Raw genomic sequence first — 24,039 nt, forward strand, 5'->3', positions numbered from 1 at the left:
AATAGTAGGGATGATACAGGTCGTATTCCTGAGCATCGTTCATGTGCTGAGAAACCAAAGCCTGCATATCGTTCAGATCAACCGGCTCCCCCGATCGCTCCGCAGCCTCCAATTCGATTTTCAGTTCTTCGACCAAATCTTGTTGCGCCGTATGTTCGTCAACACGGCGGTTGGCCTGGTCCTCGATGTCGAAGCTCTTTGAAGCGATGGCTGCACGATCATAGCCCATCGCCTGCTGCTCTTTCATGATGATGTCGATCTGCTCTGAAACGCGATCCTCGCGCGGGGCGGATTGATCAAATTTGGAATAGGGTGCGAAGTGTTTGACTTCGTTCAAAAGATAGTCTGTACGCGAAACCATAGTTTTTCCTTTGCGAGTTGATGGAAAACTCTGTGTTGGATCTGCCTGGGGCGTTGGCGCGCTCATTAGGCAGACCGGGTGAAAACCTTATAAGCTGTGTCCGTCATCGTCGCCGCGCCCTTGCAAGAGCGGGTGCGTTGCGTGGGCGTGAACCTCTGAGAGTTCTTCTGAGATTGCGATGATCCTGGAAGAAGCAAGCTGGTGCAGCTCGTCAACAACGGCCTCCGCGCGGTCGTGGCTGTCCGACAATCCTTGAGCCTGGAAGTGGGCTGCGGCGGTTGAAATGTCGTCGCTGCGCCATCCCATTGTAGTGCCCAAAGTGACGTTGTGATGGTCGCCAAAGCGGGCAACGAACGCCTCGCCATCAAGGCCGTAGCTGCTGGCCGTGTCGGTGACTTCCTTGCGGATCGCCGCCCACTGTTCGGCCTTTGGATAATCCAAGACATCCATTTCGGCGGTGCCCATTCCCATCATCGTTGAATAGCGGCGGTCCTCGAGGATGAAGGCTTGAAGGTCCGGATCGTTGGTGCGCAGATCCGCAACGTCGCCCTTCAGCTCACCAATCTGAATATCCATTGCGACACGCAGATGAGGGTCGTCAACCTCACGGGCCAGCCCTTCCATCTTGTCGATGGATTGCAGCAATTCTTTGGCCTGAGACTGGAAGTCCTCATAGGCCCCCTCGCCCAAGGTGTCCTGCATATAGACCTCGTAGCGGCGTGCTGCCGGGGCATAATCTGCGGACGCCTGGAACTCTTTGTCATCGACAATATCAGCAAGGGCAGACAGATACGGATGGCTCTGTTCGTTGTCCCGAACGTCGCTGATATGGGCAACAACCTGCGCCTTCAGCTCGGGTGTAATCGTTTCCTCAGAACCGCCTAATTCGATGTGTCGCCGCAAATTGCTCATGACTTCGGGCGACACATAAGACGGGTCTCCAGGCTCGCCATAGTCATCAAAATGATGGGCCTGATCTAGTAGATGTTCCATTCTCGATACCATAGGTTCCTCACTTTCAACGAGTTGGATGGCAAACTCTTCGATCCGGTCTTTGACGGCGTTGGCGCGCTCATCAAACAGATCCGACATTCTTGCGATGGATAGGGTCATCACATCACCGGCCATGTCGCGGGCCGTAACTTCGACTTCCGGGGTGCTTTCAACAACCGACATTCCGGCCTGAACTTTCCACGTATCGGTCTCAACTTCCTGCCGCAAACCGCGCTCAAGGCGGGTCGTCGCGGTCAGCTCAATACCGTATTCCTCTGCAACCTCGACCTGGATAGAGCGCTGGACGTCGATGTTCATTTCGCTGCTCATACCCATAGCCAACCATTGCCCATGCTCGACGCCTCGGTTGTTCACAACGATGTGGACATGGGGGTTGTCAGTGTCGTTATGGAACACTGTCAGGTAGTCCCAGGTATCGCCAAAATCACCGCTGCCAAATAGCCGATCTGCGAACTCTAAACCGGCCTCATGAGCGGCATCCGGATAGGTGCCTTCGGGAAAAGAAACGATCATGTGACGGGTGTAACCGTAGTTGGTTTTCCCATTGAAATCCTCGGCCCAAGTCTCGATCAAATCACTGACCTGATCCGCATCGAGCGGGGTCACGCCATTGTCTCGGATGTCCAACACACCCTCTGCCCGGACGGTCAGATAGTTGATCTGGCGGCGCAGCTCATGCGCGTTTTTTACTCCACCTTTGCGGACGTGTTTCACAACCGCCTCGGGCTTTCCAACCACGGCACCAAGCCGCGCCTTGATGGATGAGGACCGCGAAACCATGAACTTCATGCGCTTTGCGATCTGCAGCTGCTGATTGATCCGCTTGGAACGATCGACACCCTTCTGAGCCTCACGGAAGGCAAGTTCCAGGAAGTCTCCGGCTGTCAGATCACGGGCTGCGGCGTTCATTTTTCTGGTGTCCAATCGTCGTCGCGCAAGATCCGGCGAATGGCGGATTCAGGCTCTCGGCTTCGGCGGGCGGCAGTGATCATCGCCTTCAAGTCTTGCCGGTGCTGGATGATCGCACGATGGAGATTTTCGACGTCGCGGCGGTCGTCATCCGTCCAGATGACCGTGCCGCGCTTGGCCGATTTCGCAAGCTGATTGAGGTTGGTGTATCCACCCTGAACCTGCCGCAAGTGCTTCTGCCAGAGATCCACAACAGCAGGGTCGGGATCGAGATAACCGATCAACCGATAGATCAGACGCTGGATGATCTGATTGCGGCTCTTGGCTCCCAGCACACTTACAGCTGCCTCCAAACGCTCCAGCGCATCCACTGGCAAGCGTACGGAAAAGACAGTGGTATCGGCGGGCTTGCTCAATGCATACCTCTGGTTGTATTTTCAGTTTGTAACACAACTACCTTATCCTGTCATACTCTCCAAGAGGAAACCGGGGGTGATTTTAGAAATCCGCATTTTCTAAAATTGCCCTCGGAACAGTTTTGCTCTTGGAGGCAATCTCCACGCCGGGAAAAGGGTCCCGCCCCTTTTCCAGCCAGCAGGCGTGGGTGCCGGTGGACTGGCGCAGGGCAATCATGCACCGCATGGGCTGCCCGAACGGCGCCCGTCACATACCGGCACGTTCAAGGTCAGTATGGCATTATTCGCGCGCCTCAGCGCGCTCTGTTTCCCGCCGCTCGCGCGGCGGGTGTAGCAGGGGTGCGAACTGCCGCGTTAAGGCAGGGCAGAGTCCCTGCCCGGTCTTTGGACCGCGCGCCACGCATGGCGCATATGTGCTCCGGCCTCTGGCCGGAGCAGAAGAAAGGGCGGCTTGCGCCGCCCTGCCCTCTCGTCATTCGGTGACGGGCTCGTCATCGGTGCGCTTCGGGAAGGCCACCATCTCAACGCCGGGGAACATGCTGTGCTTGACCTGGATCGAGGTGATGTTGCCTGTCTCATCGGTGTTGACGAAGAGAACCCCGCACCGATCCCAGAAAGTCTTGCCTTCTTTTTCACCGGTCTTGACGTTCAGTTTCAGAGTTTGAGTTGCCATTGTTTGATCCTCGCTATGGCGTGTTTCGATGAACATGGGAAAAGCGGGCATCAAGGGGACGTCAGCAGGGAATTTGGTCCGCGCGGAATGCGCCGCAGGCGCAGGGGAAATTCCTTGTTGAAGCGCGGTGCCCGGTCCGGGCACCGCGCGTCTTCCCCGACTACCCGCTTATGTTCATCCCTTCAGAAACACGGCAGCCGAGGATCATCTCCAGCAACGAGGTTGAACCTGTCGGGCCAAGTGAATAGGCAAGACTTTCTGGGATCGCTGCGCGCGGACCATCTGAACAATGCGATGTGGTTTATGGCGGCAACATCGCCTCGGTCCGACACGGGCGCAGTGCTCAATTTGGAGTGCGGGTGGCCTTTGCGGATCGGTATGACCTTCGTGGCAAAAGACGGACGATCACCGGTGGCAAAAGTCGCGCTTTTCAACGGGCGGAGGCCAAAGACAGGACGGTCCGGCCCTGATCCGCGCTTGCGTGGATCAGGTTAACAGACGGACTCAATTTAGCGGGGCGGGTTGGGCAAAAGACGGCAGCAAACACTTGAGTTTGAGCCTCACAGCCCAAGAAGAACCGCCCGAACCTAGGCTTTCGACGCGGTCGAAAGGAACAGCCAACGATCACGAAATATTTCACTTAGCATTCAGCGGCCAAATCTACTATCCGCCGATTCATGGCTTACAATTACGACAAACTCTATGGTGAACAACCAAACGCACTTGGCGAACCCACACAGGTATTCGTCGACTTTTTTGATCAGTTTGATCAAACCGGCGCGCGTGTTCTCGACATTGGCTGCGGTCAAGGCAGAGACGCGCTGTTCATCGCCCGGCTTGGTCACCATGTCGTTGGCGTGGATATTTCTCCAAACGGCATCCAGCAACTGATCAGCGCGGCCAAATCAGAAAAACTTGTGGTGGAGGGCACTGTGGCTGACGTCACCGCATACGTGCCAAAAGGCAAATTTGATGTGGTTTTGATAGACCGAACCTTACATATGCTCTCCGAGGCATTGCAGAAGACCGTATTGGAACGGTTGCTCAATCATGTCGAAGATGGCGGCTGGCTTCTGATCGCTGACGAGGCATCCAACATCAAAGGGTTCAAAGACGTAATCCAGTCTCACCAATCAAACTGGAGTACGGAGCTTTCCCAAAAGGGATACTTGTTCATCCGAAAATCTTGAGCGCACCCGGATTTACAACAATGGCTGGCTAATTGGACGCAATGCTTGTTCACGCATCCAAACACAAGATCATTCCGTATTTCGAACCCCTGCTCCTATCAGAACAGGCATGACCTGCTCCTCAGATTTGAACTCAAATATCTGTTCGACCCGAATTGAACCAAGCGTTGCCGCCTCCAGCGCGGCCTTCATTTGATTCGGCGTCAACCCAAATCCGTCATCATCTGACGCATGCCAATCCCACTGAACGAAATGTCCCCCCTTGTTGAGCAAACCCGCCAGCACCGCCACAGCGCCACTGTAGTCTGGGAGAAAGGCGCACACGGAAGACGCGCAGATCAAATCGAAATCTGAAAACCCGTTCTCGAGCCCCGAAACATCTCCAGCCAGAATATCTCCATGAACTGCTCTAACATTGTGCAGCTGCTTTTCCTGCAGGACGGCAATCATATTCTCCGAGGTATCAACTGCGACAACTTCCTCCACAAAAGGCGCAATTTTTTCCGCCAGCAATCCGGTGCCACATCCAAAGTCGAGCACGCGCTTTGATCGCCAGTACTTCCCGCGAATATCCAAGTGCTCGTCCAGCGTGGTGAAAGCGCGACTCGCGTAGCGTCTGACGTCGTCATTGTCGTCCCAACCATCGGCATAGTCGTTCCAGTCATCGGTCATGTTGCTTGTGTTTCCTTGATGGTTTGCACCGGCTCCAACACATGTGCGCTGGGGCAGACGCATCAATACGAACGCGCGACATTGGCTAGGTCGGCGAGAACAGTCAACATGGATTTGGAACGGCATGTGGAGGGAATAGAGGCGACTTCGGCAAGCCTCTGCTGACAGTCTTTCCCGCAAGAAAGAGGCCCACCGAAGCGGGCCGCAAGTTTAACCAAAGGGAAGTCTCGAGGTATTGAAGACAGGCTAACGCTTGCGCGCGCGATCGACAACACCGTCGGCCGTGATTGTGGCAATGCGATCCTCGGTACGGCGGGTCATTTCCACCCCGTCACCTGTCATATGCGCCTCGGCAAATTCGGTGAACTTGAAGATGCTGCCATCGGCTTCGACATGGGTTTCATCTTCCGCCGAGCGGCGCTTCACCGATCCGTCATGGCGGATTTCAATGATCGTGTTGTCGGCCATGCGGACCGTCACGGAATGCTCATCCACCGCCACGCCTTGCCACCACATATCCGCGTCCCGGCGCACAACAATGCGGTTTGGATGCAGCTTAATCTGCACATCCTGTGCGGCTTCCGGATCAGCGGCTTTCACCACAACAATCGCTTCCTGTGCGCTGGGGTCACCATGGATTGACGCGCTCCCGTTTTTGGGCGGCCAGAGCTTAGGCTGTTCGCGCGGCTTGCCTTTCTGATCCGTATGAAACCCGACAAACATCTGCGCGGATTTCCAAACGCGGCGGGCGGCTTTCTCGAGCTTGTTCGATGAGGTATCCATGGGTCTTACCAAATCCGTTCTGATCAAGTGATCGCTTTAGAAAATGAGCCGGGTGACCGACCTCTGATAGCTATGCGCGACGGGGTGTTTGCGCAATGCCACTTTGAGTTTTCATCATTGAGGCTGACACAGCCAGAGATTGATAGGCAGGGCGCAACGCACCCTGCCCTGTTGGGGTCAGAAGCAATCCGGCACCCAAGCATCGATCCGGGCTTTCTGTGCCTCGGTCACAGCCAATGCGGCCTGATGCGCGTTGTCGTTGAACAGCTTGTGCAGCGCGTCGTTCTTCGCGCCCTTCTTGGATTTCGCGAAGGCTTTGAAGGCGTCGGTGTCCACATGCAGGTCCAGCAGGTCCTTGTAGAGATCATCCAGCTGCCAGCCTTTCAAGCGTTTGAAGCAGTTCTCAGCGGACGGGGTCCAGATCGTGCGCATGTCAGCACCAATCTCAGCCTCGATCTCCGCCATGAACTCCGGGCGTTGGGTCAGGAACCGCCGGGCCAGAAAACTCGTGATCTCACCGTTGCGGGTCTTCTTGCCCAGCTCGCGAAACGCTTTGAACGCCTCCACGCTGCCTTTTGCGGACATCTCCTGAAACTGGTCATAGGCTGCCTCTGCCGCCTCATCCCGCTCCCCGCCAAGACGCGGGTCGAGGATGAACTGATCATCGATTTCCGGCGTGTTCCGCTCGGCGCCACCATAGCCAAACCCAAACAGGTTGCTGGTCAGACCGGAGGCCGGGGTTGCGGAGAAGGCAAACAGGCTCAGCACATAATCAGGTTTGTCCAGCAAAGCCGTTTGAATTGCCGCCAGACGGATGGCCACCATGTCATCAATGAACTTCTGCGAATAGGCCGGTTTTGGTGCCTCCTTGGTCTTTGTCTCTTTGACCGGGGCCAGAACGCCGACCTCAATGGCGGCCTGCACATGTTCATCCGCGACATAGGCTGAGGATGTTTTGATCTCGCCGTTGTTGCCGACATAGACAAACACACCGGACAGCTTGCGCTGATCGTCGGAATAGAAGGGTGCTGCATAGTCCTCGAGCGCGACCAGCTCCTTTTCACCATCCGCGTCCAGAGCCTCTGCCTCATAGAGTTCGACAAGTTCGTCATACCGCTCGGCCTGTTCTTTGGTGAACTCCCGGCTCACCATCTCCAGACGGTGCATGCCTTCGATGCCCGAAAACCCATACGGAATGTAGCTGTCTTCATGGGTGTCCACCCAGTCCCAGCCTTCTGCTTCGCGTAGCTTTGCTGCTTCTGCCGCCAGTTTCTCAGCAAACAGATGATCCAGTAGCGCGCCTTGATTGAACAGGGTTTCATCAGCGAAGAGATCAGCGGTGACCGTGCCGCCTGCTTCAACATAAGCCTCCTGCCCCACAAACACGGCCTTGCGGTTGGTGCTGCTGACAGCCTCAGATGTCAGGGCCTGTTTGACATCATGCTCACTGAACCACCGACACTCTTTAGCCTGTTCCAGAACCTCCAGAATTTTATCTTCTTCGGTGCTGACGGTCATGGCTTTCGCCAGACCCATGCTGATCTCACCAGCCTTGAGCGCGTCCAGAACGGCGGCGGGCAAACCTGCCAGTGCGAGGCGACGGCGCACATGCGCCTCGGTCACGCCAAACGCATTGCTGATCTTGGCAACAGACAGGGATTTCTCGGCCATCTTGCCATAGGCGCGGACCTCGTCCACCGGGTCCAGTTCTTCCCGGGCGGTGTTTTCCGCATTGGCCCATTGCTCCGCCACAAACGGATTATCGGTGATCTTCACGGGAACCTGTTCCAGATCGGCCCGCTCGGTCACGGCGATGTTCAAAGCCCGCAGGCGGCGGCCACCTGCAACGATGGCAACTTTGCCATCCGCATCCCGAAGACCGCTCAGGTTTTGGATCAGACCGCACATGACCAGACTGTCGGCCAGCAGGGCGATACCTTCCTCGCCAACCTCCTGTCGTGGGTTCAGATCAGACAGGTAGAGATCGGACAGGGTAATGGTTTCAATGGTTTCCGGTGCGGTGAATGTTTCGACTTTGCTCATGGGGCAAATCCTTGTTTGAGTGTTTCGCTTCGTGTTAAGGGTGCCCTACCCCTTTCGGGGTAGAGCGGGGCCGCTTAGGCGGCTACGTGTTGTTTCAAGAAGGCGAGGCCGATCTTGGCGGAGAGACCTCCCTTCTTGACCAGCTCAACGGCTTCGCGCCGTCGTTGCTGCAAGGTTTCCTGACTTATTTTCATCACCCCCTTTCCGAGCTGCGGTAGAAATCAGTATTCGCTGGGGCACATGATGGTCAGGACACGGCGGGTCACTGCGGGATCAAACGGGCGGTCGGAACCGTATGTGTAGTCCGCGTCGTAGAGGTCGATTTTCCAGAACAGCTTTTGGTCGCTGATTGTCACCGTTCCGAACGTGTGATCGCCATAAGGGTCATTGCCCTCGTCGAACTGGTCATCCGTTGCGACCGCCTTCAAAACTGCGGTCTGGAACTCCATCCCTTCACCCGACACGCCGGGCGTGACAAACACCTGTCCGTGAATGCCATTGGAGTGTATCTCAATCGCTGCAGTCGGATCGATCAGGGCTTTCCGAAACAGGTCATTCTGGGCCGCGATCTCTGCCGCCTGAAGGCTCGTGTCATTCTCGATGTCATTTGTCGTCTCAAAGATCAAAACCGTCTCTCCTTTTGTGGTGCGACCTCCGGGGCTGGTCCCCTTTGGTGCTGGTTTTGAGCCGAGCCCTGAAAGGGCGTCGTCTCAAAAACCTGCCCCGTGGCGAACGCGGAGAGGGGCGAGACAGGACAAATCGACAAGAGTGGTGCGGCCCGCAGCGCAACGCGCGAGGACACGGTCTTGTCTATTTGTCTTGTCCGAGGGGGGAGGCCGCGCCTTCCCCCTGACGTCGGGCGGCGTTTGGCTTGTCCAAATCCCGCCTGACCCACCAAAAATGGCCAAAGGATCTTCGATCCTGCGGGAGCGCAAAAGGGATCGTCACCCGAACGGGCAGATCATCACGGCATGGGCCGACCATGAGCCAATAGCCCCTGCCCCGGCTCGCAAGAGACGGTTCAGGGGCTATTGGCTCAGGGAGATCATGCTGGGGTGTTCTGGGTGGAAGCCGGCATGCCGGCTGTAACCTAGAGCCCGGTCACGAGACGACAGGCTCGGGATTTGCTATGGAACAGATTGCAATCCGAAATCACTCACCGACCGGGACATACCCTCGGCGGCGCTTTTGCTTTTCGAGTTTTTGGAGTGCATCAGTGGCCTGGCCTTCGCCTTCGTAAGTCACCATCATGGCTTGCCCATTTGTGCCTATACGCCCCCAGGTGCGAAGGACGGACACTTCGCCAAACAGCGTCGGCTGCAGTTCAATCCCATAGAACCGCGCCATGTTGGCGTCTGGATCCACATGGATCAGGTGGACAGGTGTGGTTGCCGTCAGCTCCATGATCCGATTGTCGGTCAATTCAGAACGTCTGTCCAATGGCTTTGCAAGATCCATTTGTCGGAATGGATTCTGATCCTCAATGGAACGGACCTACATTTACTGAGCGGACATCCGCACAGTTTTCTCTCTTTAATGACCGTACTCACGCAGAAGAGAATTTTTCACGGCCGGAAACTGCCGCATTTAGTCAGATGATGAAATTCCGCGTGAGATAGCCAGAAGCAATGTGGAAATGTTGCCGCCTCAGATTAGGGCGCATACGATGTTCACTACTCTTCCCAGTGGACATAGAGGGATGAACGAACATGGCACAATCATTGGAAGGTGGGTGCTTCTGTGGTGAAGTGCGCTACCGGATCACCGGTGAAGCGGTACTGCAACTCATGTGTTTTTGCAGAGATTGCCTATCGATGACCGGTACAGATGGCTACGCCGGGTACATGATAAAGTCAGAAAATCTACAGCTACTGAAGGGCAAACCACGGACCTTTGAGAAGACCTCAAAGGAAGGCCGACCTGTTATCAAGCATTTCTGCGGTACCTGCGGGTCAGGCTTGTGGGGTGTGACAGCCTTCGGATTGACGAGCATTGCAGCTGGGACACTGGATGAACCAAACAACTTCAGCCCATCGAAAAAGGTTTTTGCGAAAGATGCCCCCAACTGGGCCAGAGTTCCCCACCACTTGGAAGATATGTAGGGGTTTAGGCTTTGGTATCACGTACATTTCTTTCTGGGAGTTGTTCCTTCTGGTGACCCGAATTGCTACGATTGTAGTTGAGGCAACAAGCAGGACATCAAGATGCGCAATGCAATCTTCTCACCCTTAGCGGCTTTGTTCCTAGGGGTCGTCATGGGCGTTGAGCCGGCTGCGGCGGCGTCACTGGGACCTTATGAGGTTTTTGGAGTCGAAGACGGTGACATGCTAAAAATGCGCAGCGGACCTGGAACAGGGTTCAATGTGATCGTTGGTCTTCCAAATGGAACCGCACTACGAGTTCACAGTTGCGAGCAGACCGGTGGCACACGTTGGTGCCGCGTTTCATTGGAGCGTGCTCGTAGACTAAAGGGGTATGTCTCTTGGGCATACTTGCGGAAAATCTAATACGACGATGATCAGCGATGCCATCTTACTGTAATAATAGAATGCTGGCAGAAAAGGCCGCAGTGAAGCTTTCTTGTTGCCGGTGATGGGATCAAGCGGGAAACCACGATCGTGTTCGGCCCATACCGGTCACTCAACCATGGTCTCGAATGCTGCGGACGCAGCCCGCTTAGCGGTCATTCGCTGCACTTGCAATATTGAAGACCGAGTGGACTCACACATCGCGGACATAACCGACATTCACTTTCGGGACTTCGCTGACGCAGCATCCTTTCGCACGCGACAGAGTCTGTTTCACGCCTGAACGCCCCTCATTTTCCTTGTGAAATCAGCTCATATGAGAGACAATATAAGGTAGGGTTGCATCGCTGAAACACCACAGATGTGCCCAATTCAACATCAAAAGAGCCGCCAAGGCCTGACACGTTCGAGCACTTATGGACCCCGTTTCAACCGCATTTTATGCACAGCATTTCAAAATTGCGTTCCTTGAAAAGAAAGGAACCGAATTCCAGGATTGGGTTGCCAGGCTCGGCAGCCATGCCCTCGGGGCCGATTTCGAGATTGTGCGTCCTTACGGCAAACAAGGCGACTGGAAATGTGACGGTCGCCAGCTCAGCACTGGAACGATTTTCCAGTGTTATGGTCCCGAAACGCCCACCGATCAAAAGACAATTGCGAAAGTGAACGTCGATTTCGCAGGCGCGCAGATCAAGTGGCCTGATTTCATGCAACGATGGGTGTTCGTTCACAACATCCCCGGAGGTCAACCGCCGGCTGTCGTATCCCATCTTGATATACTCCGCGCCGAAAATCCTGGTATCTCTTTTGAGCTTTGGTCTGAAAGTGAGCTTTTCGACTGGCATGTCATGTTAGACGATTCACGCGCTCTTTTGATGTATGGTGCTGTTCCCAATCAGCAAATTGCCAGTGGCATTGAACTTGCGGATTTGCAGCCGGTGATCGACGTTTTGCAACGCCGCGATCCGGACCCGGCCGAGCCCCTGCCTGCACCACCATCCGCAAAAAAGCTGGAAAAAAATGAACTCTCGGTCGAAGCCGCCGATCTGCTGCGCCTTGGGCGACGCAAAGTGCGACTTGTCGAGACCTACTTCGAAAAGGCAGGTCCCGTGGAAATCGGTGAAAAAATCGCTGAAGCCTTCCGCGATCATTACGCTAAACTGAAAGCCATGCAACTGGACGCCGATCAGATGTTTTCTTACCTGCAGAAATTCGCAGGCGTTAGCGGCGAGCCAAAACGCCAGGCGGCGGCTATGGCCGTCATGGCATACTTCTTCGACAGTTGTGATATCTTCGAAGATCCCGAAACCGAGGTCACTGGCTCATGATCCTGCCAACCAAACATGTGCGCGCAGATCGGGCCCTCATCGGGGTCGGTGGTGAACTGCTCAGCTTGCTCAACGAACCGATGACCGTTTCCCGGCTTTGGGATGCAATCCGTGAGCGCCGCTCAACGGCAACACCCAACGCACCTGTTGAATACACCTGGTTCATTCTCGCGCTAGATTTTCTGTTCATGATCGGTGCGGTGGAAGCCCGGCGCGGCATCATTGTGCGGGCTGCGTCATGATCACACGACTGAGCAGCAGCCTTAACAGCTTCAAATCGCTTGAATTTTCGTCCGGACTGAACGTCTTGTTGGCCGATAAGAGCGAAGGTGCAACAGATCTTCAGACTCGCAACGGCGCTGGCAAGTCCAGCTTTGTCGAAACCGTCCACTTCCTGACCGGCGGTAACGCCAAAACAGACAGCATTTTTCGCTCTAACGCGCTCCTCAACGAAAGCTTTGACATCCAGATGGATGTTGGCGGCGATAAGATCACCGCTGAGCGCTCCGGCTCTGCTCCCAGTAAGATTTTCCTGAATGGCCCCGTCGAGGATTGGCCAATCCCGCCAAAATTCAAAGAAGATCGTGGTCTCTTCGAGATTTCAAATACCAATTGGTGTCACACCCTTGGTGCCAAATGGTTTGGGCTTGAAGCGCCGCCCGATTCCGACACCAAGTTTCAACCCACTTTCAGGTCCCTCTTTGCGTACTTTGCCCGGCGCCAGGCAAGTGACGCGTTTCAGACGCCGACGCAACAGGCCGGCAAGCAACAAATCTGGGATCAACAAGTTGCCATTTCCTATCTCCTGGGCCTTGACTGGCACGTCTCTCAAGACTTTCAGGGGCTTCGAGAGAAAGAAAAACTGGTTAAGTCGCTTGGAAAAGCCGCCCGGTCCGGGGAGCTAGGACCGCATTTCGGTCGCGCGGCAGATTTGCGCACGAAAGTAGTCGTCGCTTCTCGTCGCGTGGAACAAATCCGCACTCAAATCGACACATTCCAGGTTATCCCGGAGTACCGTGAGCTGGAATCCGAAGCCAGTGACATAACCAGATCCATCAACGCGCTTGGAGAAGAGAATTTCGTTGATCGCCAGTTGATCAAAGAGCTTCAGGCATCCCTGTTGGAAGAGGAAGCACCCGTCACAGAGGATCTTGAAAAGCTCTATGCTGAGGCAGGTGTTGTCCTGCCCGAGTTGCTGACACGCCGCCTCGATGAAGTGCAGAATTTTCATCGCACTATTCTTCAAAACCGGGCCTCGCATCTGAAAGCGGAGCTGTCATCTGCCGAAAATCGCATCGAGAAGCGCGAAGAAGAGAAGGAGAAACTCGACACACGCCGTCGGCAGATCATGACCGTTCTGCAATCGGGGGGCGCGCTTGAGCAATACACCGCTTTGCGCGAAGAGATGGGACGTGCAGAGGCTGAGGTGGAAACCTTGCGACAAAGGCTGGACACAGCCGAAACGCTGGAAAGCACGAAAACTGAACTTGACGCTGACCGAAACCGGTTGGCCCAAGCGTTGCGCGATGACATCCGGGAACGTAAATCTGTTCTGGACGATGCCATTCTGGCGTTCGAGGAGCTGTCACAATCTCTCTACGAACAAGCTGGCAGCCTAACGATCGACGCTGGGACAGCGGGACCACGTTTTGAAGTCAAAATCGACGGTCAGCGCAGCAAGGGCATCACCAATATGCAGATTTTCTGCTTTGATCTAATGCTCATCGAACTGTGCACCCGGCGTGGCACGTCACCAGGCTTTCTGATCCACGACAGCCACCTCTTCGACGGTGTCGATGAAAGACAGGTCGCCAAAGCGCTACAACTCGGCGCAGAGAAGGCCGAAAATCTTGGCTTTCAATACATCGTCACGATGAATTCCGACGCGATCCCCTCGGAAGGCTTCCAGCGTGGATTTAACATCTATGATCACGTTCTACCTACGCGCATCACTGATGCTGTCGACGATGGCGGCCTGTTTGGCATCCGTTTCTAACATTTGAACCGACAGCCTTTTCGACCCCCCCCGAACGGGCATGGCCTGTTTCACCGCCGCACAGCGGCGTCCTTAGCCGCGCACTTGCAGCGATTTTCATACTGAGAGCGTGCGCAGCGAAATTCGAAGACTTCCGTAGTGGGCTCGGAGGGGTCATTCGTCAGGTTTGCAAGGATCGACCGCTCAGCGGACAAACCCTATCTCAGTACTTGAAACGCATAAAACGCCTCAGCAAAAGACATTGTAATTGTTGATTTCCCAGCCCCAATTTGGAAACAACAACAATGAAGACAACAAATCACCTGATATTGGGTGGTTTGTTAAACGAACTTCAGAACTGGGTAATTCGAGGGCCGACTGACAGAGCTTCCTCTGCTGCAGGCTCAGGTTCCTCACTTTGGCGAGAGTTGGATTGGATTGCTAAACTTGCCTCCTGCAAAGCCGGATCGAATTCTCGTTTGAGGACAATCGGTCTTTCTGCCTTTATCGCCTTTCCAAAGGCCAAAAACTCGAACCGCCCAAGGTTTGGAATAAGCCGTGTATGCTGGGCGCTATAAACGCTCTCGAGGAAGTTGAGGCTCGTTTGGTCGATCAAGCTGTGGGTCAAAAATGTATTGCACTGTGACAGAATAGTCTTGCTGACTAGTGCAGTGCGCTGGCTGATCACCATAAGCCCAACGCCATATTTTCGACCTTGCAAAGCAATTTGCCCGATGCGGCTAACTACAAACTGCGTATTTGCATCAAAGCCCGCCCCAAACACCTCAGGGACGATTGTGTGGGCCTCTTCCAAGACGATTAGGATCTGCCTTTCACGACGGTTCCTTTGAGCCCAACGCATAATCGTCGACAAGTACAACTCGGCCAGCCGGAGTGTGGCTTTTGTGTTGGCGATTTCTGCCAACTCGAAAATCCCAAGGTAGGTTTCTTCGGACCTCAGAAACTCATCAACTTGTGCTTCAGCGTGCGCTTTAAGCGCGTCTACGCCCTCCTGCAGAGCTTTCTTTTCTGCTGGTGCACCGTAGCTTCCAGTCTCAACCGCGAATAGTTTTTCCTCCAATTCGGCGGCCTGTGCAGGCGTAGGAGTTGGAAAAGCTGGGTCCAATTCCGCGAGCCGCGCCCGATAGTCGCCGGTGAAATCGACGCAAAAGACTTTTGTGCCTCTCGCAACTGCCTGCCGAACTACGTCGAGAGCCAGCTCAGTTTTCCCTGTACCAGTCACACCAAGTACGGCCGTGTGATACTCAACCAGTTCATCAATTCTCGCAACCGCTTGGACATTAGTGGATGGCACCGTACCAATAGGGAATTCGCGGTCGCCCACGATAGGATCGTCAAACTGCCTGCTGCCAGCAGAAAACAGCGGTGTATTCATGGAAGGCAGCCAAGTGTATTTGGTGAAACCGTCGTCGGGCGAATAAACGCCAAGTTGAGATGCCTTTACTATGTGAGTTCCGCGTGGATTTTGATCGAAGTTTTCTTCGTACGTCTCTGCGCCCACGATCTGATAAAAGATGTCTTGGCCTTCAACGTGCGCAAAAATCACATCACCTTCATGTAGCCCCGAACGGCTGGAAACTTCAAAATGCAGAGTTCCGATTGTTGAATTTTCCACAACGAAGCCGACCAGCTTGCCATCTTTCGCACCGCTGAGGTTCTCCAGGAATTCAACCGTCTTCGCTTCGTCGAGGCTGGCGCAGACGGAGCCCACAGGTAAGCGAGCAGGTTCAGCCAAAGTCGCTACGCACAGTCCTGTTCCAACCACGTCAGAACCCTGCGTCTGCGAAAACAATGAGATCACGTAACGCTGCGATCCATCGGGTAGGCTAGCTGTAAACAAGTGGTTCGGTTTCCACGCTCCCACCGAGTTTAGTTTGACGCGGACTATGTCTGGATGATCGACTCTTGCGATAGAGCCAACCGTCGGCTGTTTTTTTAGCTCATCGACGTCAGACGAAAGTTGTCTAACAGCAGAGAGCAGGCGTTCTATGGGTTTCCCAACCACAATCAGGATCCAATAGAGAATAAGCCAACTCATTTTTTCAAACGAGGCTTGATAGTACGCGATGATGCTAACAATTGCTGAAGCAGAGAACAGGATTTCGCCTCGCCCAAACACGCTGGTCAGCTTGAACGCAAAATGACCCGTTGGGGACCTTTGATCCTTATCATGTAAAATCAACGCTGTGACGGCCGAAAACACAACCGCACAGGCGAAAAAGACGGTTCCCCATCTCACATGTTCGAGTTGCGCTGAAAACAACTGAACGTTGGTGAGGTCCATCGTTGTAAGCACCAAGATGGCCCCTACAGCGCTGATGATTGCATCCCTTGGCGGGACAAACCAAGGCGCAGATAATAGCGCTAGGAACCAAAGTGAGATCGCACTTATCAGCCAAACAGACTCCAGCCCGCCAGTCGGCAACGTTTGACCAGTCGCCCAGAAAAAAACTACGTACGCAACAAGTGTGTTCAGCAGAAGCGCAAGAAAGCGTTCCTTAATAGATGGAAAAGACAAATCAATTCTCGTTCAATTCTTGGTTGTGGCTAATCCTAGTGCTTATCAGCCGGAGGGGGAAGCGCAGAACATCTTCTGGTTTTTTTTTGCGTCTAGCGCCAACCATCATTGAATGCCTCATTGGGCTCTCGAAGACGTCGAGCAAGGGCGTCAATCGACGCAGCTGTCTGGCGGATTTCGGGAATACCACTTTCAAGATCATCGAGGTTCATCAGATCAATAGATTGAAACCTCTCATCAACTGAGCGCAGCAATCTGGCTCCTTGAGTACGAAGCGCACTGGTTTCCTGCTCTTCCTTCGTTGGTTCAAATGGATTGGAACCTATCATTATGCCCTTACCTAGTTCGTGCTGCCGCCACTTTTCGAGATTCAAATCGCAGTCCGATGCGAGCTTTTGATAGCTCCCTCGGACGTCAGCCAGCGCTGACCGGGCTTGAAGCCTAACGTCCCGCTCATGTGCCTTATCAGCGGATAGGAATGATTGTCTTGCGACACCCAAACCCACTACGCATAGCGCGACCCTTGCAAAATCCTCGTACCGCTCAGCGCCCAGCATCCGCCTTGCCAGAAGAGCAAGGCAAAAAAGATAGTAGTCGAACAACGTCCGAATTTTCTCTAGCGCAAAGGCTGTGTCAGGTGCACCCAGAGAAAAGCTTCGAACATGTAGCTAAGTTTGGCGGCGGCGGAGCTGTCCATAGAGATGTATATTCTCGGAATGCGGGGCCTTCATAAACTACTGATATATAATATATTATATTTATGAAGTGGTGCCCGGGGGGGGGCAAAATCGAACTACCGGCACGAAGATTCTCAAGCCCAGAACCAATAGATCGAGTGTAGCAAGTCTGCTGTGAATGGCAGCTTTCTAAAATCTCTCGACTAGGTTTCGCGCTTGCAGCGAATGACCGGAATCCGCCCTAACTTACAAAATCACCCAGATACTCTGCTAACTTGTAAGTCAGAAAAAAGTATTATATTTTCTGACAAGGAGAAAACTATGATCACTTCATCGATTAGACAACGCATCATCGGAAAAGGCCGGGGCTCAATCTTTGCGCCAACCGACTTTCTGGATATTGGCTCCCGCGCAAGTGTGGATCAGGCATTGTCGCGTTTGGCGGATCAAGGGATGATCCGACGGTTAACGCGTGGGCTTTATGACTATCCGAGAAAGAGCGCCCGATTAGGGCTGTTGTCTCCGTCAGCCGATGACATTGCCAAAGCGATTGCACGCAAAGACAATCAGGTTCTACAGCCCTCCCCTGCCATGGCAGCCAACCAGTTGGGGCTGTCGACCCAAGTGCCGTCCAAGCCGACTTACATGACCGACGGCCCGACCCGCACCAAGACAGTTGGTCGACAAGTCATCCAGTTCCGGAATGCATCATCCAAAACGCTAGTTGGTGCAGGCCAGAAAACCGGCGCCGTATTTCAGGCGTTACGCTATGTTGGCAAAAACCGGGTGGATAGCCGTGTTGTCGACACGCTGGCCCGCAATCTGGATGTTAAGGACCGCGCATTGCTCGCAAGACAAAGTAGATATGTTCCGGCCTGGATGCACCCGGTAGTGCAGCAAATCGTGGCACGGGTCTGATCGTTGGACCAGTTTGCCAACGATACTCCAAAGAACCGTGAAGAAGCGTTTCAGGAAACGGCCGCAAAGCTTGGCATTTCCAAGGCAATCGTTGAGAAGGATTTCTGGGTCTGCTGGTCGCTGAAACATCTATTCGCCCTGCCCTCTTTTGGCACTCACATGATCTTCAAGGGTGGGACATCGCTATCCAAGGTCTATGACATCATCCATCGGTTCTCAGAAGACGTGGATCTGTCTCTCGACCGGGCACAGCTCGGTTTCGACGGCACACGTGACCCCGAGCACCCTGCCCTTTCAGGCAAAAAACAAAAGCAACTGCTGCAGGAGCTTCAGGATACGGCCACCAAAGTAGTCTCAGGACCGCTTCTGAAAGAAACCAAGATCAAGTTTGGCGCCGTGCTTGATCAGCACTTTTCCCTCTCGGTCGATCCTAATGATGCACAAACCTTGCTTTTCGCCTATCCATCCGAGACAAGTGCGGCCAGCGGCTACATCCAGCCGGTAGTGCGGTTCGAATTTGGCGCCCGTGGGGTTCACCTTCCAGCCGAGTCCCGCAGGATATCACCTTATGTGCATCAGGCATTTCCAGACCTGTTGGAGGCGAGCGACGTCGATGTGAAGGTCTTGGGTGTTGAACGCACATTCTGGGAGAAAGCCACGATCCTGCATATGCTCTATCATCAGGACATCACCAAACCTCTGGCTGACCGTATGTCGCGCCATTATTACGACATGGCTCAGTTGATCAAACACGAGACCCATTCTCGCGCTATCGAACAGATCGACTTGCTGGATCAGGTTGCACACCATAAGTCCGTCTTCTTCAAAGCGGCTTGGGCTAACTACGAGAATGCCAGGCCCGGATCTCTAAGATTGCTACCGAACCCTGAGCTGAAAGCAGCGCTGCGCCGGGACTATGTGGGGATGCAAGAAATGATCATCGGGGATCCCCCCTTGTTCGACAACATTCTAAAAACCATCGGGATGTTCGAGGCCAAACTCAACGGTTGAAATCAGCAATTTCGGTTGTCTCACGGCACAGCGTGCGACCTACAAATCTGGATTGTTAGCCGAGCAAACACACTTTCTGAATTCGCCCGAACTCGAGCTGGACCGCTCCAAGTAAAGGTTTCAAATGGTGAGATTGAATGTACTGTGCGATGAACTTGCTGGGTGCGCGCAAGGTGATTGTCTGATCTTGCATTTCAACAAATTTGAGATCGCAGTACCAACTTTTAAACAATAGTGCTTCAGACTCTGATAGGCGCCGAAGCGCCCTGCCCCACGGATCCTGAAGGTCTTGTCCCTCATGTTCAACAGCTTCTGGTTTTTCTTGGCCAAATTGTACATGAACAACCTTTTCGGTCGGTTTTGGAGTTTGTGTCTCCATGCGCGATACAAAATCAGAACCAACATTTCGCCAAACCGGTTCGCTCAGACGGTAAATTTCCGTGTAGTTGAGTCGGTACGCTGCGACGCGGCCTCTAACCCCAGGCCTAAGCTGGAGAAGTATACTTGAATCCGTCAATCGCTTAATTTCTCTCTTGACGGTTCGTTCGTCCACGGACCAGAGGCGGGCCATTTCTTTTTGTCCGACCGTCAGCTCATCAGTGCGCCAGTTGTATCGGGCCGTTATCAACGCAATGAGCCGCATCATCGAACATTGAAAACCGGGTGTGCCATTCAATCCCGCAACAGAGATTGCAGTCAAAAGATCGTACTTCTGAGAACCGGCCTGATATCCTGTAAATCGTTTTATTTCCATTTTGATACTGCCACTGTGCCTCGAGCGGATCGGTTTCGCTGACCGATTCCATCAATTGGGTTCAGTGTGATGAAATCCCGTAGTTTGTCAACGGGCTTTGAAAAACAGGATGACTACCTCATTCTTCAAAATCAAAAGAAAATTCGGTTAATAGGTTATAGGTGACACTATGCTGTCACCATATTGGGGGTCGAGTGTCACCATATATCTGGTAATTGGTCGCTGCCTGTCACCAAAACATAGCTTCGCTTTCGAAATACCTCCCGTTATTACCGAGTCGGAGGCGAAAAAGCGGAAATTCCATTCTTTACGTTTTGCAGTTTTCCAAAATCGCGTTATTAGAAGACATTCGTGATATAACAAGAGCAGCACCATGCGTGACCACACCGACCTTCAAGCTATGAACGAACGAAGCCTGGCCCAACAGGCTGCCGTCCGCCGCGCTACTTTCTCGCCCGCTGACGAGAAAGTGCTTCGACCATTCTCGATCTGGGAAATTAGCCAGTTCATGTTTGATGTCCCGGCGGACACCTTGAGAAAGAAGTTGGCCGAAGATCCGTCTCTTCCGCAAGGGGCGACTGAAGATGATGGGCGGCAAAGATGGTTTTCTCTGGCTGAGATAAATGAGTTGAGACGGCGCCTGAGATTTAGAGGTAAAAGCCTTCTGCCTCAAAGACCGGCAGGCCGGGCTATGAGAGTAGCGGTTTCGAACTTTAAGGGTGGTGTCGGCAAAACTGTCGTTGCCCAGCACTTGGCGAATGCGGCCGCGCTTGATGGTTACCGTGTTCTGGTGGTGGATTTCGACCCCCAGGCGACACTCACGCATTCGATGGGTCTGGCTGAAGTTAGAGAGTGGAATACTGTCTGGGGCATTATGTGCCGCGATCTCTGCCGTGAGGCGAACCGGATCGCGGACGAATATGATGATCCCGCAGATTGCCCCTACCCTACTGCCGACGAATTGCCTGAAGATGTTCAGTCGATTGGCGCGCAACGTGTACAAGACTTCATTCAAAGAACTTCTTGGTCGACGATCGACATCATCCCGAGCTGTGCGAACGCGGCCTTCGTTGAATTTGCGTCCGCTCAGTACAGGTCCATTCATAAGGCATGGAGTTTTTTTGGATGCGTAGCAAGATATCTCGATGAGTTGCCTGACGACCAATATGATTTGATTGTTTTCGATTGCCCGCCGGCAATTGGATACCAGTCTTTGAATGCGGCCTTTGCTGCTGACATCCTCTATATTCCGTCTGGTCCTGGTTATTGGGAGTATGACAGCACAACGAGCTATCTTGGTCAGCTTGGCGATGCCTTGGAAGACATAACCAGCGGGTTCGAACGTATTGCACAGGATGCTGGTATCACGCTTCCTAAAAGGTTCGATGACATACGTGTTCTCATGACTCGCTTCGAGGCTAGCAACTCTTTGCACGTCGCGATGATGGATGCTTTCAAAAATGTCTTCGGCGACGATGTCTGTCAAAATCCCATCGAAATGACACGTGCGGTCGAGCAATCTGGTAGGTTCCAGATGTCTGTTTACGAGCAGGACTACAGACAGATGACTCGGGACACATGGAAACGGGCGCGTCAGTCTTTTGATAATGCATACAGCGAATTTAAGGAAGTCGTCCTAAGGGCTTGGGAGGCGCGTACTAAAATTGAGGAGCGGGTAGAATGAGCGGGAATAAATTTGGCTTCACTCCAATTGATGAAGATGACCTCAAGAAAACACGCCGCCGCGAAGTGGGGCCGATGGGGGCTGCGGTTCGCGAGACAGCAAACAGCTTAAATGAAAGCACTGAGAACCGTGTCGAACAGCGACGGCAAAATGCCTCCGATGCTAAGGAGTATCGTAAGGCTCGTGATGAGGGGCGAGTCTTGGTTGCGGTCGGCATCAATGAAATTCATACGACAGATCTGCCACGAGATCGCTTGGATCTTTCGGCTGTCGCAAGTTCCGACGAGATGGATGAACTCAAGGCTTCAATTCAGGAACGCGGCCAGAAGGAGCCCATAGAGCTTTATAAGGATTCAGATGGACGCTTCCAGCTCAAAAAAGGTTGGAGACGAGTAACTGCTCTTAAGCAGCTTTATGAAGAGACCGGTGATGAACGCTTTTCCAGTGTTACGGCGCGAGTTGCCAAATCCCAGAGTGATCGCATCGACCTCTATATTGACATGGTTGAAGAGAACGTTGTTCGGGAAGACTTGACGTTTGCTGAGATGGCGCAAGTGGCAATTCTTGCTTCTAAAGATTCAGAGTTGGGGGCAGGGGATGCAGAAGCTTTGGTCGGAAGGCTGTACTCATCCCTGCACAAGATGAAACGCTCTTATATTCGTAGCTTTGTTTACCTGCTCAATGAACTTGAGGGTGCGTTGCCGTTTCCAAAGAGTGTTTCCAGAAACCTTGGCGTTGAGGTTGCGCGGAAACTTCGAGCGTCATCGGACTCAGCTGCTGCATTAAGAGATGTGTTAGTGCGCGCATCCACAGCCGGTGAGCAAAACGAGATACTTGATGCTTTCGTGGCAAATTCTGATGCAGAACCAGCTAGCGGCAAGCGGCGTGAGAAGGTTGAGAGCGTGAAGTATGAGTTCCACGTGGGCGCTTCAAAAATCACTGCGCGCAAGGGAGAGTGCAGGATTTTGTCTGGTCAGGACTTTAGTTCGATTGACCGGTCAAAGCTCCAGAGAGCGGTTGAGGCTTTCGAAGCTGTTTTGAACGAGTAGTAACCCGCGGGTTACCCATGCTCAGATTTCTTAATTTTAATGGCGGTAACCCACGGGTTACCGCTTTCTTCGTTTAGCACCAGCTTACCCCAACAGATCTGCCGCCGGGTTTTCGGCGATATCGACGTCATCGTAATATTTCTGCGCCTGTACCATGGAACGGTGCAGGGACAGGCGCATGGCGGCCTGGATCGGGGCGCCGTCGAGCGCGGCCTGGGTCAGAAAGCCCGAGCGTAACCCGTGCGGTGAGGCAAAGTCTTCCGGCAACCCCGCAAGTACGAGCCGATGCCTGACGATCTGATAGATGGCATCCGGAGACAGGCGGCGGCTTAGCACCCGGTCGGCTTTGGAGATTGGTCGGAACAGCGGGCCATCCTCGATCCCCCCAACCTCGATCCAATGCACCAGCGCCTGCGCGGCGCGCCCCTTCAGCACCAGCCGCGGGGTTTCGCCCTTGGCCGTGGTCTTGGTTTCCAGCAGCGAGATCCAGGCCAGTCCCTTTTTGTCGAACTCTTTCAGCGACACGTCCTCGCGCATCAGGGCGGTGAGCTCGGAACGGCGCCGACCACCCGAGGCCCAGCCCAGCATTAGGATGGCGCGGTCGCGGCAATCACGACGGGAGCCGCGGCAGGTGGCCAACAGTTGCTCGAGCACATCGCGGGTGATCGGATGGGCGGATTTCGGGGCAGGGGGTCGGGCGGCGGCGCGTCTTGCCTTGGCGCGGGCCTGTTTCACCTGGGGCGCGTCGAAGGGGGAGGCGAGGTTCTTCATCCGGTGGAAGGCGAGCCACGAGGCGATGCGCCGGTCCAGCGTTGACGGTGCCGGGCAGGCCAGCGATCTGCGCAGACCTTGAGCCATCAGCGCCTCCGCGGCCTGACGCGCGATGTCTTCCTCCGGCGCGTCATTCAAATCGCGGGCGTGATCGAGTATGAAGGCCAGCGCCGTAGCTTCCGTTTCCGGCCAGTCCAGCGCGGTGCCGAAGCGTGCAGCTTTCCACGCCGTGATGTAGAGCAGGTCGCGCTCATAGGCGCGGAGCGTGTTGGCGGGCGTGCCGCGGATATAGAGATCGGTGAGCGCCTCCTGATCTTCGACCGAGAGGGCCGGAGAGGCGGCAGGAAGGTATGCGGCAGGGGGCTTCATGTTGTCGATTTTCCCTAACTTGTAGACTGCTCTTGCTTGTTTTTGTCGGTTTTCATGGTTGGCCTTGTGCTGTGTTGGTCCTTTACGAGTGGACTCGAACGGGATGTGTGCCGGTTCATGTTTACAAAATTGCAGGTCACGGCGCTGCATAGACTAAGGTTTGCTGCCGGAGCGGGGCAGGGGTCTACGGGTTTTGGACCAAAGCCGTCGCGAGTCCAGGGGTTAAGGAAAACTGACATCATGGCCGCCATTCTGCGCCAAATCCGGTCAAATCTCAATAGACGTGATAAGCGGTACTTATCAGATGTAATAGTGGATTCCCAAAAGTCGTTGAGTTGCGCGCAAAATGGTAGTTTTTTGACTATAAAGGATGCT

At 54.0% G+C, this 24,039-nt stretch carries 23 protein-coding genes; 10 read left to right on the top strand and 13 right to left on the bottom strand.

All coding sequences use genetic code 11. From position 1 onward, the window contains the following. The 4 genes from ACR0AO_RS24150 to ACR0AO_RS24165 all read right to left on the bottom strand — a co-directional run. The coding region (locus ACR0AO_RS24150) for a hypothetical protein (RefSeq protein WP_480609269.1) at positions 1–427 on the bottom strand (427 nt) is incomplete at its 3' end. Between the two features lie 21 nt (positions 428–448). Continuing rightward, complete coding sequence (locus ACR0AO_RS24155) at positions 449–2,284, bottom strand: relaxase/mobilization nuclease domain-containing protein (protein WP_480453960.1); 1,836 nt, start codon at positions 2,282–2,284, stop codon at positions 449–451. Further along, entirely contained in the window at positions 2,281–2,700 is a 420-nt protein-coding gene (locus ACR0AO_RS24160) for a ubiquitin-activating E1 family protein (RefSeq protein WP_170510945.1), read from the bottom strand. The genes ACR0AO_RS24155 and ACR0AO_RS24160 overlap by 4 nt, the downstream gene beginning before the upstream one ends. A 472-nt stretch (positions 2,701–3,172) precedes the next feature. After that, a complete protein-coding gene (locus tag ACR0AO_RS24165; RefSeq protein ID WP_480609271.1) occupies positions 3,173–3,517 on the bottom strand; it encodes a hypothetical protein in 345 nt (114 codons plus the stop codon). A 533-nt stretch (positions 3,518–4,050) separates the two neighbouring features. On the opposite strand from ACR0AO_RS24165, the gene ACR0AO_RS24170 reads away from it, so the two are divergent. Continuing rightward, positions 4,051–4,563 carry a class I SAM-dependent methyltransferase gene (locus ACR0AO_RS24170; protein ID WP_170510954.1) on the top strand — a complete coding sequence of 171 codons (513 nt, stop codon included), beginning with the start codon at positions 4,051–4,053 and terminating at the stop codon, positions 4,561–4,563. A 69-nt stretch (positions 4,564–4,632) separates the two neighbouring features. Here ACR0AO_RS24170 and ACR0AO_RS24175 read toward each other — a convergent pair whose 3' ends face one another. The 5 genes from ACR0AO_RS24175 to ACR0AO_RS24195 form a co-directional block, all read right to left on the bottom strand. Next, the gene (locus ACR0AO_RS24175; protein ID WP_170591528.1) at positions 4,633–5,235 is read right to left on the bottom strand and encodes a methyltransferase domain-containing protein; all 603 of its coding nucleotides are present in this window, start codon (positions 5,233–5,235) and stop codon (positions 4,633–4,635) included. Positions 5,236–5,481: 246 nt separating this feature from the next. Next, the gene (locus tag ACR0AO_RS24180) at positions 5,482–6,018 is read right to left on the bottom strand and encodes a hypothetical protein (RefSeq protein WP_170591526.1); all 537 of its coding nucleotides are present in this window, start codon (positions 6,016–6,018) and stop codon (positions 5,482–5,484) included. Between the two features lie 177 nt (positions 6,019–6,195). Beyond that, the gene (locus ACR0AO_RS24185; protein WP_480609272.1) at positions 6,196–8,061 is read right to left on the bottom strand and encodes a ParB/RepB/Spo0J family partition protein; all 1,866 of its coding nucleotides are present in this window, start codon (positions 8,059–8,061) and stop codon (positions 6,196–6,198) included. 221 nt (positions 8,062–8,282) lie between these two features. After that, positions 8,283–8,687: a DUF3768 domain-containing protein gene (locus tag ACR0AO_RS24190; RefSeq protein WP_480609273.1), complete on the bottom strand. Its 405-nt coding sequence runs from the start codon at positions 8,685–8,687 to the stop codon at positions 8,283–8,285. Positions 8,688–9,213: 526 nt separating this feature from the next. Continuing rightward, positions 9,214–9,501 carry a WGR domain-containing protein gene (locus ACR0AO_RS24195; protein WP_480508195.1) on the bottom strand — a complete coding sequence of 96 codons (288 nt, stop codon included), beginning with the start codon at positions 9,499–9,501 and terminating at the stop codon, positions 9,214–9,216. 269 nt (positions 9,502–9,770) lie between these two features. On the opposite strand from ACR0AO_RS24195, the gene ACR0AO_RS24200 reads away from it, so the two are divergent. The 5 genes from ACR0AO_RS24200 (at position 9,771) to ACR0AO_RS24220 (ending at position 13,913) form a co-directional block, all read left to right on the top strand. Then, on the top strand, positions 9,771–10,163 hold the full coding sequence (locus ACR0AO_RS24200) for a GFA family protein (protein WP_171722476.1): 393 nt from the start codon (positions 9,771–9,773) through the stop codon (positions 10,161–10,163). 102 nt (positions 10,164–10,265) lie between these two features. Then, positions 10,266–10,568 carry an SH3 domain-containing protein gene (locus ACR0AO_RS24205; protein WP_480609275.1) on the top strand — a complete coding sequence of 101 codons (303 nt, stop codon included), beginning with the start codon at positions 10,266–10,268 and terminating at the stop codon, positions 10,566–10,568. 437 nt (positions 10,569–11,005) lie between these two features. Continuing rightward, a complete protein-coding gene (locus ACR0AO_RS24210) occupies positions 11,006–11,917 on the top strand; it encodes an ABC-three component system protein (protein WP_480609277.1) in 912 nt (303 codons plus the stop codon). Next, complete coding sequence (locus tag ACR0AO_RS24215) at positions 11,914–12,159, top strand: ABC-three component system middle component 6 (protein WP_170346903.1); 246 nt, start codon at positions 11,914–11,916, stop codon at positions 12,157–12,159. Before ACR0AO_RS24210 ends, ACR0AO_RS24215 begins: the two co-directional genes overlap by 4 nt. Continuing rightward, positions 12,156–13,913 (top strand): ABC-three component system protein, encoded by a 1,758-nt coding sequence (locus tag ACR0AO_RS24220; RefSeq protein ID WP_480609279.1) that lies wholly within the window; start codon positions 12,156–12,158, stop codon positions 13,911–13,913. Before ACR0AO_RS24215 ends, ACR0AO_RS24220 begins: the two co-directional genes overlap by 4 nt. Positions 13,914–14,244: 331 nt before the next feature. On the opposite strand, the gene ACR0AO_RS24225 is transcribed toward ACR0AO_RS24220, so the two are convergent. Together ACR0AO_RS24225 and ACR0AO_RS24230 are read right to left on the bottom strand one after the other, a co-directional pair. Then, a complete protein-coding gene (locus ACR0AO_RS24225; protein ID WP_480609281.1) occupies positions 14,245–16,431 on the bottom strand; it encodes an ATP-binding protein in 2,187 nt (728 codons plus the stop codon). Positions 16,432–16,523: 92 nt separating this feature from the next. Further along, complete coding sequence (locus ACR0AO_RS24230) at positions 16,524–17,033, bottom strand: hypothetical protein (RefSeq protein ID WP_480609283.1); 510 nt, start codon at positions 17,031–17,033, stop codon at positions 16,524–16,526. A gap of 396 nt (positions 17,034–17,429) precedes the next feature. On the opposite strand from ACR0AO_RS24230, the gene ACR0AO_RS24235 reads away from it, so the two are divergent. After that, a complete protein-coding gene (locus ACR0AO_RS24235; RefSeq protein WP_480609285.1) occupies positions 17,430–18,026 on the top strand; it encodes a DUF6088 family protein in 597 nt (198 codons plus the stop codon). A gap of 3 nt (positions 18,027–18,029) precedes the next feature. Continuing rightward, positions 18,030–19,037, top strand: a complete 1,008-nt coding sequence (locus tag ACR0AO_RS24240; protein ID WP_267362918.1) for a nucleotidyl transferase AbiEii/AbiGii toxin family protein — start codon at positions 18,030–18,032, stop codon at positions 19,035–19,037. Positions 19,038–19,092: 55 nt separating this feature from the next. On the opposite strand, the gene ACR0AO_RS24245 is transcribed toward ACR0AO_RS24240, so the two are convergent. Next, entirely contained in the window at positions 19,093–19,791 is a 699-nt protein-coding gene (locus tag ACR0AO_RS24245; RefSeq protein ID WP_480609286.1) for a DnaA N-terminal domain-containing protein, read from the bottom strand. A gap of 373 nt (positions 19,792–20,164) precedes the next feature. Between ACR0AO_RS24245 and ACR0AO_RS24250 the strand changes: the two genes are divergently transcribed. Beyond that, the gene (locus tag ACR0AO_RS24250) at positions 20,165–21,475 is read left to right on the top strand and encodes an AAA family ATPase (protein WP_480609288.1); all 1,311 of its coding nucleotides are present in this window, start codon (positions 20,165–20,167) and stop codon (positions 21,473–21,475) included. Then, entirely contained in the window at positions 21,472–22,524 is a 1,053-nt protein-coding gene (locus ACR0AO_RS24255) for a ParB/RepB/Spo0J family partition protein (RefSeq protein WP_267362924.1), read from the top strand. Before ACR0AO_RS24250 ends, ACR0AO_RS24255 begins: the two co-directional genes overlap by 4 nt. A gap of 84 nt (positions 22,525–22,608) precedes the next feature. Here the strand turns inward: ACR0AO_RS24255 and ACR0AO_RS24260 are convergent, their stop codons facing one another. Beyond that, positions 22,609–23,664 carry a tyrosine-type recombinase/integrase gene (locus tag ACR0AO_RS24260; RefSeq protein WP_480609290.1) on the bottom strand — a complete coding sequence of 352 codons (1,056 nt, stop codon included), beginning with the start codon at positions 23,662–23,664 and terminating at the stop codon, positions 22,609–22,611. Positions 23,665–24,039: the final 375 nt, after the last annotated feature.

It is taken from the genome of Ruegeria sp. AF8 (assembly GCF_056541825.1).